General features: G+C 34.1%; 10 protein-coding genes. 1 reads left to right on the top strand and 9 read right to left on the bottom strand.

All coding sequences use genetic code 11. The features are described 5' to 3' along the window. Positions 1–22: 22 nt before the first annotated feature. The 4 genes from EOD40_RS02160 to EOD40_RS02175 all read right to left on the bottom strand — a co-directional run bounded on the left by EOD40_RS02160 (position 23) and on the right by EOD40_RS02175 (position 5925). A complete protein-coding gene (locus tag EOD40_RS02160; RefSeq protein ID WP_128193252.1) occupies positions 23–2326 on the bottom strand; it encodes a penicillin-binding protein 1A in 2304 nt (767 codons plus the stop codon). Positions 2327–2333: 7 nt separating this feature from the next. After that, the gene (locus tag EOD40_RS02165) at positions 2334–2813 is read right to left on the bottom strand and encodes a gliding motility lipoprotein GldH (RefSeq protein ID WP_128193253.1); all 480 of its coding nucleotides are present in this window, start codon (positions 2811–2813) and stop codon (positions 2334–2336) included. Continuing rightward, on the bottom strand, positions 2797–4089 hold the full coding sequence (locus EOD40_RS02170) for a PSP1 domain-containing protein (protein ID WP_128193254.1): 1293 nt from the start codon (positions 4087–4089) through the stop codon (positions 2797–2799). Before EOD40_RS02170 ends, EOD40_RS02165 begins: the two co-directional genes overlap by 17 nt. A gap of 336 nt (positions 4090–4425) precedes the next feature. Then, a complete protein-coding gene (locus EOD40_RS02175; protein WP_128193255.1) occupies positions 4426–5925 on the bottom strand; it encodes a S41 family peptidase in 1500 nt (499 codons plus the stop codon). A 49-nt stretch (positions 5926–5974) separates the two neighbouring features. On the opposite strand from EOD40_RS02175, the gene EOD40_RS02180 reads away from it, so the two are divergent. After that, a complete protein-coding gene (locus EOD40_RS02180; protein WP_128193256.1) occupies positions 5975–6355 on the top strand; it encodes a hypothetical protein in 381 nt (126 codons plus the stop codon). A gap of 245 nt (positions 6356–6600) precedes the next feature. On the opposite strand, the gene trhO is transcribed toward EOD40_RS02180, so the two are convergent. The 5 genes from trhO to mnmG form a co-directional block, all read right to left on the bottom strand. Beyond that, entirely contained in the window at positions 6601–7959 is a 1359-nt protein-coding gene (gene trhO, locus EOD40_RS02185; protein ID WP_128193257.1) for an oxygen-dependent tRNA uridine(34) hydroxylase TrhO, read from the bottom strand. 85 nt (positions 7960–8044) lie between these two features. Beyond that, positions 8045–10315, bottom strand: coding sequence for a helix-turn-helix domain-containing protein (locus tag EOD40_RS02190; protein WP_128193258.1), 2271 nt, complete (start codon positions 10313–10315; stop codon positions 8045–8047). 146 nt (positions 10316–10461) lie between these two features. Beyond that, positions 10462–11082 (bottom strand): OmpH family outer membrane protein, encoded by a 621-nt coding sequence (locus EOD40_RS02195; RefSeq protein WP_231129561.1) that lies wholly within the window; start codon positions 11080–11082, stop codon positions 10462–10464. A gap of 252 nt (positions 11083–11334) precedes the next feature. Further along, positions 11335–12183, bottom strand: a complete 849-nt coding sequence (locus EOD40_RS02200) for a class I SAM-dependent methyltransferase (RefSeq protein WP_128193259.1) — start codon at positions 12181–12183, stop codon at positions 11335–11337. Between the two features lie 239 nt (positions 12184–12422). Further along, positions 12423–14294: a tRNA uridine-5-carboxymethylaminomethyl(34) synthesis enzyme MnmG gene (gene mnmG, locus EOD40_RS02205; RefSeq protein WP_128193260.1), complete on the bottom strand. Its 1872-nt coding sequence runs from the start codon at positions 14292–14294 to the stop codon at positions 12423–12425. Positions 14295–14324 lie beyond the last annotated feature (30 nt).

Consider the following 14324-nt stretch of genomic DNA (forward strand, 5'->3'; position numbering starts at 1 on the left):
AACAAATTAAAATAAAACGTTTTTAAAATTCAAATTCGTCTGTATCCTGAATAACAGCGGTTGTATCCTTTTCTACTTTTGGACGCGGCTGATAACAATCTACTTTTATAGACAAATTAGCAGGTCTTTCAAAATCCTCTTTTGAGACTTTAAGATTTGGATCATTATAACACAATTTCATAAAATATCCCCAAACTGGCAGTGCTGCTGTAGCTCCCTGTCCGTAAGTAAGACTTTTAAAACGAGCCGAACGGTCTTCGCAACCTACCCAAACTCCTGTTACTAAATTTGGAACCATCCCCATGAACCACCCATCAGATTGATTTTGTGTCGTTCCTGTTTTACCCGCAATTGGATTCGTAAACATATACGGATATCCAGTCCAACGATTGTCACCACTACCTCCGTATTCAGTTCTTAATCTTGAACCCGAACCTCCTTCGGTAACTCCTTCCAGTAATTTAACTACAGCAAAAGCAATGTCTTTGTTTAAAACATCATGCGATTCCGGTATTGGCTCATAAATAACAACACCGCTTTTATCTTCTATTCGGGATAAAAACTGTGGTTTATTATACACTCCCTGGTTAGCAAAAGTACTGTAAGCAGCCACCATTTCTTCAACAGTAATATCTACAGCTCCAAGTGCAATCGAAGGTTGTGCAGGAATCTCTGTTTTAACTCCCAATTTATGTGTCAATTTAATAACTGCCTCCGGTCCTACTTTGTCAATTAATTTAGCCGAAACTGTATTAATCGAATTTGCCAATGCTTTTTTCAAAGTTACCATTCCAAGGTAAGTATTGTTTGAATTTCTAGGAGTCCAGGTTTCAGTAACATGATGACGACCAACAGGAATAGTAAATGGGGCGTCAATAATGGAATCACAAGGCGACATATTTAATTGTTCGATAGCCGTGGCATAAACAAAAGGTTTAAAAGTAGAACCTACCTGTCTGGCTCCTTGTGCTACGTGGTCGTATTGAAAATACTTGTAATTGATACCTCCTACCCAAGCTTTGATATTTCCGGTTTGAGGCTCCATTGCCATCAATCCGGCCTGCAAGAAATGTTTGTAATAGCGGATAGAATCCAATGGCGTCATAATTGTATCACGTTCTCCTTTCCAGGTAAATACAGTCATATTCACTTTCTTATTGAAAGATTCAATGATTTCGTCTTCTGATTTACCCATTGATTCCATCACTGTCCAACGGTTAGAAGCCTTCATTGCCAATTTCAGAACGCGATTAGTTTCCTTTTCAGAAATACCGACAAAAGGAGCATTCTTATTCCCTTTTTGCTCAATAAAAAATTGTTCCTGAAGGTTTTCCATGTGTTTTGCAACAGCTTCCTCCGCATGCAATTGCATTCTGGAATCGATAGTGGTATAGATTTTTAAACCATCTTTGTAAATATCATAATCCGAACCATCGGGTTTTTTATTGGTTTCAGCCCATTTTTTCATGTAATCACGCAAATATTCTCTGAAATAAGTTGCAGTACCTTCTCTATGACTCTCTAGTTTGAAATGTAAGTTTAGAGGTAGTTCCTTTAATTTTTCTTTTTGGGCTTCTGTAATCATATTTGACTTTTCCATTTGTCCCAAAACCACATTTCTACGGTTTTTTACACCATCAGGATTTCGAATTGGATTATATAGACTGGAATTTTTAAACATACCCACCAAAATTGCCGATTCGTCCACCGTTAATTCTTTTGGAGTTTTAGAAAAATAAGTCTGTGCCGCCGAACTTACCCCAACAGCTGAGTTTCCAAAATCATAAACATTACAATACATCGCAAGAATCTCATTCTTAGTATATTGTCTTTCTAATCGAATAGCAATAATCCATTCTTTAACTTTTTGAACAATACGAAATGGTAAAAACTTAGAACCTTCACCGTGAAACAATTGTTTTGCTAATTGCTGGGTTAACGTGCTCGCACCACCATTAGTTCCTAAAGTCACTATAGCTCTTAGTGTTCCCCTCCCATCGATACCTGAATGTTCGTAAAAACGCTCATCCTCAGTAGCTACCAATGCATCTACCAAATTTTTAGGCAAATCAGAATATTTTAATTGAGAACGGTTCGTTTGAAAATACTTTCCAATAACTACTCCATCAGATGAAATAATTTCGGTAGCCAAATTAGAATCCGGATTTTCTAAATCTTCAAATGAAGGCATGGAACCAAAAAGTCCCCACGAAGCAAAAAGGAAAAAAAGCATAATTCCTCCCATTCCGTAGAAGAAAAACTTCCAGAATTTTTTATTATAATATTTAAAATCGTGTTCAGTAGTATTTGTTTTCTTAGTCGCCATAACTATTTTATTCTTTTTTTTCTATTCTTAAACCTACTTCGGTAATACCTTCCAATTGTGTAACTCCGGGAACCTTACCTCCCTCTCTTACAGCTTGTTTTATATTGAGTTTGTATTTACCTCTAAACTTTACATTTTCTTTAAAATACAATTTGCTCTCTTTTATATCGGTAAATCCATCACCTAGCAAAGTACCATCGGCCGCAGCCATTTCATATTCTAAAGTATCCACTTTAGTATAACCATTTGGTTTTTCTAAGGTTACAATCAAAAAAAGATTCCTAAAGGGATAATTATTATTATCTCTTAAATTAATGAATACATCGTATCGTTTTGTAGAATCCAATTCGGGCAAATTAAAGGAAACAACACTGTCTTTATGCCAGGCACTACCAACGGATTTATATTCATCAAAAACTCTTTTTTTATCACAGGAAAAAAAAAGTATGCTAACTAAAAGTAATAAAATGCTATTTTTTAGCCTCATTTTTTTTAATAATTATAGGTTTTCTAGGTCCTTTAGGCTTCTTTTCAGCAGCAGGCTTTTCTTGTGTTGGAGCAGCTTGAGCCGGTTTATTCGCCTGTTTATTTACAGGTTTTTTAGTATTTGGAGCCACCGCTGTATTTTCAACTGCTTTTTTAGGCTTTTTATTGTGTCTTTTACTCTTTTTTGGCTGATCAAAACGAGTTAAACTTTCCTGCCCCATAGCATTATTGAAATCTTTTTCAACTTCTTGCGTAACTTCAATGGCAAAATCCTCCAAAGAAGAGACTTTCTTTTTCAGCTTGTTCTCGGCTATAATTTCCTTAACCTTATCGATTTTTAGAACATGCCAATTTGCAAAATTGTTAGTATAGGCAAACCACATCAATCCTTTAAAAATATCTTGTTTTTGACAAACAGCATCCCCTTTCTCGGTAACTAATTTGGTGTCAAAATCAGGGAATCCTTTTAAAGCATCCATGTAAGTGTCTAGTTCATAATTCAAACAACACTTTAATTTACCGCATTGTCCGGCTAATTTTTGTGGATTCAAAGACAATTGTTGGTAACGCGCTGCCGAAGTATTTACACTTCTAAAATCAGTCAACCAAGTAGAACAACACAATTCTCTACCGCAAGAACCAATTCCACCCAAACGAGCCGCTTCCTGACGGAAACCTACTTGCTTCATCTCGATTCTAGTATTGAATTCCTTGGCAAAATCTTTAATTAATTGTCTAAAATCGACTCTGTCATTTGCCGTATAATAAAACGTAGCTTTAGACCCATCCCCCTGAAATTCAATATCTGAAATTTTCATTTCCAATTTTTGGGCAATAGCTAATTCGCGGGCGCGAACTTTCATCGGCTCTTCTTTACTGCGAGCCGCCGACCAAATATCGATGTCTTTTTGAGATGCTTTTCGGTACACTTTAGGCACTTCATTGCTATTGGGATCAACGCCTTTTTTCTTCATTTGAATTCTTACCAATTCGCCTGTCAAAGTAACGATTCCAATATCATGTCCTGGAGAAGCGACAGTTGCCACAATGTCTCCCATGCTTAAAGTCAATTTTTCAGTATTGCGGTAAAATTCTTTTCTTCCATTCTTAAAACGAACTTCGACACAATCAAAAGGGGCTTCACCACCTGGTAAACTCATATTTGAAAGCCAATCGAAAACCGTTAATTTGTTGCAGCTATCGGTGCCACAAGTCCCATTATTTTTACAACCCTTCGGTGCGCTACCATCAGAGGTTGAACAACTTGCACATGCCATAATTTTATATGTAGTGTTGTGACTGGCACAACTTAAGTTCTTAAAACGTTTAATCTGTAAAGATAGTACTTTTTAATCTTAAGATGCAAAATTAAGAATTCCCCAAAACATTAAAATTTTTATAAAAAAAGGCTATCCAAAGAAATAGGCTTTTCAATCCATTTTTGACTATAAGGTGGATCTAAAATCTTAACCCATTGGGTGTAATTTAGTTGTTAATAATTACACCCAAAGCGTTAATCTTAAACTATAATCAGTTGATTTTAAATCAATATCCATTATATTGATTCTTTTGACTTTATGATTTTTAAAATTTTGTCTTACTTATACTGATTCTTATTTTTTTAAACTTTTAAAATCTTCAATATACAATCCTTTGGCAGTATTCGTAGGATTGAACGAAGCAAGATTGTCGTTTCTAAAAGACAATGAGGTGTTGGTGTTTTGAGTATTAGTCCGCAAAGTTTGCCCAGTAATCAGTTCGAGAGCCTTTTTTAAACAAGGATCTTTTATGTTTCCAAATTCAACCAAATTTAAGAAAGCAGAGTAAGGATTAATAGCGTAATCAGGTGTAATTTTTGCTGGATTTACATCTTTGTCTTTATTGTAATATTTAAAAGTAATGGGTTGCAATTGCCATTTGTGTTTGGTACTTCTATTAGTGTATGAGGTATAATTATATGTGGGGCAATCATATAGGGTGTTAGATCCTACAAATTTACCTACTGTATCTTCGCCTATCGTGGTTACGCTAATGTATTTTTTTAAACATTGAATAGTTAGTTCGCTGGCAGAAGCCGTTTGAAAACTTACTAAGACATATATTTTTGTTAAAGAAAGGCTATTTATACTTTCATCTCTCTGAAAGGTGGGCTCGTTATCAACCAAGTTGAAAACTCTAACTTTGTCTGAAAGGTATTCAAAGCCATCGTTGCTATTATGTTTATCATTGAAATCTAAAAAAACATAAGGCTTGTTAGTAAAACTTCCATTAATCATTTGCGCCAAAGCAATTGCTGTTTCTAATGATCCGCCTCCGTTGTATCTTAAATCTAAAACCAATTCGTTAATTCCATCCGATTGCATTTTGGCGAAAGCAGCATTAAGTTCATCATTATAATCTGATTTGAAACTATTATACACCAAATATCCAATGTTTTTACTGCCATATACTTTCTTTTCGTAATAAGCAACTGGGTTTTCGTCAATGTTGGCTTGGGATACAACTACAGTTGAGGCTTTGTCAGTGGTTACCATGCCAGTACTTATAAATCCCACACTTGCTGCCAAAGTAAGTGATATTTGCGTATTGGTTAGTTGATCATAATTACTTGAGTTAAGTTGGTTACCATTTATTTTTGTAATAACGTCACCTCTTTTCAATCCCGCTAAATCAGCAGCTGAGCCTGGTACAATATAATTTATCAAGGCTACCAAATTTACATTATTCAAATCTTTAGGATATAAACCATAACTAAAACCGTTACTTTTTTTGACTTCGGCAATTTTTGAAACATTCACAACTTCATTACTGTTTTCAATCCAAGAAAATCTATCAACAGTTCCTCTTTGATAAAGGAGCGAATAAAAAAGAGCATCCGGAGTTTTTCCATTAATGAAATTAGCATAGTTATTGCTCGAAGTAATTTTGCTGTCGGATAAATCGGAAACATTGGATTGCCAATAATACCAGGAATTCATTGCTTTCCAAACAAAGTTGTTAATCTCATCAGGTACAACAGTTTTGATTGCATCTGAATCCGCATCAGAATCCTTACTGCAAGAAGTAAAAGCCAATCCAACAAGCAATATTAAAATAAGATATTTTAGTTTCATTATTAATCAATAGTTTAAATTAAATTTGTGCGAATAAAACATCAAAACTATGAAAAATAGTACACCAAAAGTCATTATTTTATTACTTTATTTAGGATCTTTCTTTATTTTCTCATGTTCCAAGCAATTATTAGATATTAAAAACCAAACTTATAAAAGCTATAACAGAGATAGTGAAAAAGGATATATAGTTAGTTTTGAAATTGTTAATACGGCGATTATTCCAAAATCGATTGTGATTAATGGTATAGTTCAAAATATCTCAATAGCAAACAAAACTGGTAAAAATTACCAAGTAAATGTGATTGCACAAACCACTTTAATTTATAACTACCAAGTAAAATTAGAGAAAAAAGAAAACGGAATATATTTTGAGAAAGATTCAAAGGTGTTTTTTCAAGCTGTGAAATTCAAATTAATTAAGGATTAATTTTTCGCTACTCTAAAACATACCGATTAACTTTTTTCATAGTGTATCGACATCATAGTAAAGCACTTTAGATTAGAATATAAATTCGTTTATATAACTCGAAGCGGTTTTTAGTTCATTAAAATGAGTGTTTTTTAATCTTAAGTTGCAAGATTAAGAAATATCTAAAAGATTAAAGTTTTTATAAAAAAAGCCTATTTCAACTAAATTAGAAATAGGCTTTAAAACAATTTTAACTGTTATCTTTAGTTTAAAATTTTATATAATTTATCAGATAAACGAATTCTGAAAGGAACGGCAAAGGTTAATTTATCACCTATTTGAGCTTGAGTTCCTTCATAACCATTAACAAACATTTTATCCAAAACTAATTCTTGATTTCCTGTTGTTGGTCCGGAAATTAAAATTTTGTCACCCAAATTCAACTCATTATTTTCAATGGTAAAAAGACCAATATTCGCTTTTACATAATAATGTTCCGCTTTTCCAACTAAGGTCTTTTTTACTTTTATTTTTTGACGAATATCCGCTGATTTTGCAGCTGTCGCCAAAGCAGTATCAGACAGTTCGCCAGAATGTTTGAACTTCAAACTTTCTGATTTTCCTTTTCTAAATACTTTATTCCCTACTTGTTTCCCTCTTCTCAGTTTAATTTGCTCTTCATAAGGCAAATGGGTGATTTCCTGACATTCGCTAGAACAACAATTTTCCATAGCTGCTTTACATTCATCACATTGAATAAACAATAAATGACAACCATCGTTAGCACAATTGGTGTGATTATCGCAAGGTTTTCCGCATTGATGACATTGTGAAACAATATCATCAGTAATTCTCTCCCCCAAACGATTATCGAAAACGAAGTTTTTTCCGATGAATTTACTTTCCAATCCTTCCTCTTCAATTTGCTTGGCATAATTGATGATTCCGCCTTCTAATTGGAAAACATTTTTAAAACCTTGGTGCTTGAAATAAGCGCTCGCTTTCTCACAACGAATTCCACCTGTACAATACATTACCAGGTTTTTGTCTTCCTTATGATCCTGAAGTTGCTCGTTGATTATGGGTAAACTTTCTCTAAAAGTTTCTACATCAGGAGTGATGGCACCTTTAAAATGTCCTACTTCACTTTCGTAATGATTTCTAAAATCAACTACAATCGTATTTGGATCTTCCAGAATTTCATTGAATTCTTTGGCTTTTAAGTGTACGCCTTTATTGGTTACATCAAAAGTATCATCGTTCAATCCATCAGCAACAATCTTATGGCGTACTTTAATTGTCAATTTTAAAAACGCGTGATCGTCTTGTTCTACGGCAACATTCAAACGAATGCCTTTCATAAAATCATACGCCTCCAAAGTTTCTCTAAAAGCTTCGATATTTTCGGCAGGAACGTTCATTTGAGCGTTAATACCTTCATGGGCAACATAAATTCGACCCAGGGCATCAAGTGCGTTCCAGGCTAGAAATAAATCGTCGCGAAATTTTTTAGGATCTTCAATTTTGGCATACGCATAGAAAGACAACGTAAGACGTTGTTTACCCGCTTGATCAATCAGTTCAGCTCTTTCTTCTGCGCTTAAGGTGTTGTACAGTTGCATGCTATAAACAGTTTATGTTTAGAATATTTTTTGCAAAAGTATAAAAAATAACTAAAAACTGTATAATCTCAATCTTTTAACAAAACTAATTCAAACTTGCCTTAAACATTCGCAATTCGTCCCAACTGAATTTTTCGCCATATTCCTCTTTCAAACCACTCAGCGATTCTTCCTTGTAATATTTAAAAGCTTCGGCTAATTCGTCAATTTTATCTTGTGGTAAAACTTCGCTTATCGAAATTCGCTTTGCCTGAATCAGTTTCACCAAATGAGTTTCGATAGTTTGAATGCTTAATTTTCGAATATTGGCAATATCTTCAATCGAATTTTTAGCTATCCACAAATCGAATGTTTCTTCAACAGTTGATTTTTTCGGCTCTTTTTGGTCTTTTTTCTTCGAAGTGTAGCGATTTACATCTTCTTCATCTTCAATCAACGTAATATTCGCTTCCTTGAATTGGTTTTGGATGGCTTCTTTTTTCCTCGAAAGGTATTTTTTAATCTCGTCTGAAGTGAGTTTTTCTTTTGAAATAGCCTCATTTGCAATAACGGTTTCTATCAACAATTTTGTTTTCATTAAACGCAAAACGGCTTTGGATTGTAACTCTTCTAATTCCGATAATTCTTCGAAATAAGCTTTGGCTTTCTTCAGTCGTTTAATTTCTTCAATTTTCCATAAAATCTCAAAAACCAAATCATCCATAGGTTTGAAAAAATAATCAAACGCTGCCTGAATTCGTTCAGAAACATGAATTAAATCCACCGTTTCATTGGCAAATATTTTATTCAATTGTATGATGAATTTTTTGGACGGATCCAAAAGCGATTCGATATTTTCCAATTGTTTCGCTGCCCAAAGTGCATTTTTAGATTTTGCCGAAGTTTCCGTTTTATCCGAATAACTGAATTTATGATTACGCCATTCCTGAGCCAAATCATGCCAATCGAAGCTGTTAATCAAATAATTATGGATGAAATTCTTGGTTTCAAAATGCAGAGAATTCTTCAACACCTCTTCCGAAGCTTTATTTTGAGCATATTCCATCACATCCAGGTCGTTAGAAATACCATTCATTCGCAACGGAGACAGCAAAACCAAGCCTTCTAACGAACGTAAACGCGACAAGGCGACATAAGCCTGCCCAGGCATAAAAACCTGCGAAACATCAATCGCAGCTTTGTCAAAGGTTAATCCCTGGCTTTTATGTACCGTAATTGCCCAGGCTAATTTGATAGGATAATGTACAAAAGTTCCCAAAACCTCCTCTTCCACTTCCTTGGTCAATGGATCAACTTTGTAACGAATATTTTGCCATTCGTATCGTTCCACTTCTATGGTTTTATTTTCTTCCGGAAAATGCACCAGGATTTCCTGACTCGAAAGCGACTTGATAATCCCCATTTTGCCATTGAAATAGTTTTTTTCGAAAGCCAAATCGTTTTTGACAAACATAATTTGTGCTCCCACTTTCAATTGCAAATTATGCTCCACAGGATAAATTTTCTCTGGAAAATCTCCAACAATTTCTGGCTTATAGGTAATTAATTCTCCTTTTAAATCTTCCAAAGCCTGTGCATTCATCGCATCGGCTTTAGCATTATGGGTTGTTAATGTGATATACCCTTTATTCGCCTTTAAATCAAAATCAGGTTTGACATATTGATTTAAAACCTGAACATCTTCGGGAGTAATTTGGTTATTCCTCAAATTATTTAAAACCGAAATAAAATTGGTATCCGTCTGGCGAAAAATTTTAGATAATTCAATATACAAAGGCGGACTTTGCTGAATAACATGCGAATGAAAAAAGAATTTTCCTTTATAATAATTGCGTAACGTTCGCCATTCTTCATCCCGAATTACGGGTGGCAACTGCAATAAATCTCCAATAAATAAAACCTGAACACCGCCAAAAGGAATAGCTTTTTTCCGAACGGTTTGCATCATATAATCCATAGCATCCAGCAAATCGGCACGAAGCATACTCACTTCATCAATAACCAGCAATTCCATATTTCTAATCACTGCTTTTTTCAAGCCATTCATTTTAAAATGCCTGCGTAAACTTTCCTTATTTTCAAACTTCACCGTTTCCGAAAACTGAGATTCGGCAGTATGAGAAGGAATAAATCCACTAAACGGCAATTGAAACATCGAATGAATGGTAACACCACCGGCATTCAAAGCGGCAATTCCTGTGGGCGCCACTACGACAGTATTTTTATGCGTAGTTTCAATTATTTCACGCAAAAGTGTAGTTTTTCCTGTCCCCGCTTTTCCAGTCAAAAAAACCGAACGTTGGGTTTGATTGATAAACTGTAAGGTATATTGAGCGGCTTCGGATAAGGTTTGCATTTATATGATAATTAAAACGGCTAAATTAATGGAAATAAAATTATAATTATATAAGTTATTATTTACATTTAATCAGCTGTTAAATCAAAAAAAATGCCTTCAATCTGAAACCAGATGAAGGCATTTCTAAAAGTAGAATGAAAAAATTATTTCTTTTCTTCAGCTTTAGTTTCCGATTTAGCAGAAGCTTTATATTTGTCATTCAGAGCTTTAATGATTTCTTTAGTGATATCATATTTATCCTCAGCATATAAAATAGAAGCAGCATCTCCTGTTCCATAGATATATGAATAACCTTTCTCTTTTCCGTAATCTTTAATAAACTTTTTAACTCCTTTGATAAGAGTATCCATTTCAGCACCGCTTGCTTGTTGTAGTTGTTGTGCTAATTGTTGTTGAGCATAACCTAATTGTTGTTCTCTTTTTTGCAATTCAGCTCCCTTTTTTTGAGCCCATTCCTGTCCATTAGCCTGAGCCTGCGACTGAAAACTAGCTGCATCTTGCTTAAAACGATTAATCTCTGCTTCTAATTGTCTTCCTTTTTCTTCTGATTGCGCTTTATACTTTGCTTCAAGATCTTTTGCTTCTGAATACTCTTTCATAAGTTCCGAAGTATCTACGTAAGCTGTTTTAAATTCTTTAGCCTCTTTAACTTCTGCAGTTTTGTTACAAGCAACAACTGAAATAGAAATTGCGATAATTAATAATACTTTTTTACTCATATTATTGATATTTCTTTTTTGGTATTCTTGAATCTGTGATTTCATTTTGATTAAATTGTAATTGATGTGTTGATGTGTGGGAAGCAAAAATATAAAAAAATAGATAGTAACCTAAAAAACACTGAAAAAATGGGAAAATTTTACGGTATTAGATTTAATTATTAATAAAACGAAAGTTATAATTTAAAGCTATAAAAAACGGGTTAAATAGATTAAAAATAAAGCCAAAACAAAAAATAGCCACCAAACAATACCGCAAACATCAAAAAAGCCTCTAAAAAGGCTTTAAAATGAGTTTTAGTTGTTTTTTAAGATGTAAATCAACGAAGAATACTCCGAATTCTGTTTTGCTTTCCAATTCGACTGTAATCCTATAAAAAAGGCTTTTATGAAATTCATTTTTCCGTTTTTATATTTTTCCGAAAGTAAACTCACGTAAAACGAATCAAACATCATAGGAAGTACTTTTTCTAATTTCATGTTTTCTTTTTGGAAAAGCATTTGAATTGCTTTTTTTGAAAAATGCCAAAAATGAATTGGCACATCAAACGCAGCCCAAAAAGTTCCATAATGTTTTGCATCGAAAGATTTAAAATTAGGAACAGCAATAATTAAAGTTCCTGTTGGCTTTAGCAAACGTTTTAATTCTTTAATCTGGAAATCCAAATCAGGCACATGTTCTAAAACATGCCACATGGTTATCACATCAAAAGAATGACTTTCTAATGCAGTTGTATTTTCTACAAATGAAATCCCTTTATTGATTGCAATTCCTTTAGCTCTATCGCTAGGCTCAATTCCAACAGTTTCCCAACCATCATTTTTAGCAACAGTTAGAAAATCTCCTGTCCCTGCACCTATGTCTAAAATTCGCCCTTTAGGAACTTGCTGAGAATTGATTAAATTCAATTTATTTTTTAAGGCGATGCCTTTTACAAAATGATATGCTTTTTCAAATAAAGAACGTTTATTATCTGTATGCGAAATATAATCTTCGCTTTCGTAATACTTCCCTAAATTTTCTAAACTAGGTTGAGGATGCGTGATTAACATATCCAAATCTTCATCATGATACAATTCGAAAATTTCCTTAGAAACCGAATGATCTTTTACAGTAAGAAAATATTTTTTATTTGAAATATCCATTTTTAAATTTTCAGTGGTTGGTTTAGAATGAGGGTAAAATTTTATACTAATTTTAAAAAGAGTAATAAATCGAAATCTATTACTCCTTGTTTTTTTATTTTTAAAATCACTTTTCTTAGTAATAACAGGGCTTTCGAGCGTAGTTTCACGTGGAACAATTAAAGTTTGAGGATTGAAATTAGAGGTTAGAAGTTTACAATAATACTTCTAACCTCTAACTTCAGACTTCTAACTTCCAATTATCTTCCCATGTAAATCAACAATACCGAAATATCACTAGGAGAAACTCCGCTAATTCTTGAAGCTTGTGAAATAGTTACAGGACGAATCTTATTCAATTTTTGCTTTGCTTCAATAGACATCGATTTGATTTTATTATAATCAAAATCGTCCGGGATTTTCACATCTTCAAGACGGGTCAATTTATCCGCATTATTTCTTTCCTTTTCGATATAACCAGAATACTTCACCTGAATTTCGGCTTGTTCCAAAATTTCTTGGTCCAAATCATTTTCTGCTACATAAGTCTGAACTTTTTCAAACTTAATCATATCCTCCAAATCAATTTGCGGACGAGAGAAAATCTTAAACATCTTATCTCCCTGAGAAATTGGTGCGCTCCCTTTAGATTCCAAAATTGGATTGGTCTCTCCTATCGAAACACTCGTTTCCCTGAAAAATGAAACCATTTTTTCAGATTCATTCAGTTTACGTTCCATTCTTCGTAAACGTGCTTCTGAAGCCAAACCTATTTCATACGACATTGGTGTCAATCTAAAATCGGCATTATCCTGACGCAATAAAGTTCTGTATTCAGCACGAGAAGTAAACATTCTATATGGTTCTTCAGTTCCTTTAGTAATTAAGTCATCAATTAAAACTCCAATATAAGCTTCGTCTCTTTTTAAAATTAATGGTTCTTTTTCATGAACTTTTAAATGCGCATTAATTCCCGCCATCAATCCTTGAGATGCTGCTTCTTCGTAACCTGTGGTTCCATTTATTTGTCCAGCGAAATACAAACCTTCAACCAACTTTGTTTCCAAAGTATGTTTTAATTGTGTTGGTGGAAAATAATCATATTCGATTGCATAACCTGGTCTAAAGAATTTCACCTTTTCAAATCCTGCAACAGAACTCAAAGCTTTAAATTGAATATCCTCAGGAAGCGAAGTAGAAAATCCATTCACATAAACCTCACAGGTATTCCATCCCTCTGGTTCTACAAAAAGCTGATGTCTTTCTTTATCAGCGAAACGATTAATTTTATCTTCAATAGACGGACAATATCTTGGCCCCAAACTTTTAATTCGTCCGTTGAACATTGGCGAACGATCAAAACCTTCTCTCAAAATATTGTGAACTTCCAAAGAAGTATAAGTCATGTGACAAGATCTTTGGTGCGTCAATGGCGAAGTCAAATCAGAATATGAAAACTTATCCGGTTTAGCATCTCCTTTTTCTTCATTCATTTTAGAATAATCTAAAGAACGTCCATCAACTCGAGGAGGTGTTCCCGTTTTCATTCTGCCGGCTTCAAAACCTGCTTGAATCAAATCTTCGGTAATTCCATAAGCAGCACTTTCTCCCGCTCTACCTCCACCGAATTGTTTTTCTCCAATATGAATCAATCCATTCAGGAAAGTTCCATTGGTCAATACAACCGATTTGGAACGAATCTCTATTCCTAAAGAAGTTTTGATTCCTTTTATTTTTCCATTTTCAACAATCAAACCTTTAACCATTTCCTGATAGAAATCAAGATTTGGAGTTCCTTCTAACATCATTCTCCATTCTTCGGCAAAACGCATACGGTCACTTTGAACTCTTGGAGACCACATTGCAGGCCCCTTTGATTTGTTCAACATCTTAAATTGAATCGCGGTTTTATCAGAAACAATTCCTGAATAACCCCCAAGCGCATCAATCTCGCGAACAATTTGACCTTTTGCAATTCCACCCATTGCAGGATTACAAGACATCTGGGCAATGTTTTGCAAACTCATGGTAACCAACAAAGTTTTGGAACCCAAATTTGCAGCAGCAGCAGCAGCTTCACAACCTGCGTGCCCGGCACCCACAACAATTACATCATACTCTTCTAGAAACATTTTTTTATATTTTCCCTGAAAACAGGACTT

It is taken from the genome of Flavobacterium sufflavum (genome assembly GCF_004016525.1).
Taxonomy (GTDB): Bacteria; Bacteroidota; Bacteroidia; order Flavobacteriales; family Flavobacteriaceae; genus Flavobacterium; species Flavobacterium sufflavum.

Excerpts from the sequence above, each read along its gene's own strand:
- EOD40_RS02160 (WP_128193252.1), bottom strand. The coding sequence starts at position 2,326 with ATGGCGACTAAGAAAACAAATACTACTGAACACGATTTTAAATATTAT.
- EOD40_RS02165 (WP_128193253.1), bottom strand. The coding sequence starts at position 2,813 with ATGAGGCTAAAAAATAGCATTTTATTACTTTTAGTTAGCATACTTTTT.
- EOD40_RS02170 (WP_128193254.1), bottom strand. The coding sequence starts at position 4,089 with ATGGCATGTGCAAGTTGTTCAACCTCTGATGGTAGCGCACCGAAGGGT.
- EOD40_RS02175 (WP_128193255.1), bottom strand. The coding sequence starts at position 5,925 with ATGAAACTAAAATATCTTATTTTAATATTGCTTGTTGGATTGGCTTTT.
- EOD40_RS02180 (WP_128193256.1), top strand. The coding sequence starts at position 5,975 with ATGAAAAATAGTACACCAAAAGTCATTATTTTATTACTTTATTTAGGA.
- trhO (WP_128193257.1), bottom strand. The coding sequence starts at position 7,959 with ATGCAACTGTACAACACCTTAAGCGCAGAAGAAAGAGCTGAACTGATT.
- EOD40_RS02190 (WP_128193258.1), bottom strand. The coding sequence starts at position 10,315 with ATGCAAACCTTATCCGAAGCCGCTCAATATACCTTACAGTTTATCAAT.
- EOD40_RS02195 (WP_231129561.1), bottom strand. The coding sequence starts at position 11,082 with ATGAAATCACAGATTCAAGAATACCAAAAAAGAAATATCAATAATATG.
- EOD40_RS02200 (WP_128193259.1), bottom strand. The coding sequence starts at position 12,183 with ATGGATATTTCAAATAAAAAATATTTTCTTACTGTAAAAGATCATTCG.
- mnmG (WP_128193260.1), bottom strand. The coding sequence starts at position 14,294 with ATGTTTCTAGAAGAGTATGATGTAATTGTTGTGGGTGCCGGGCACGCA.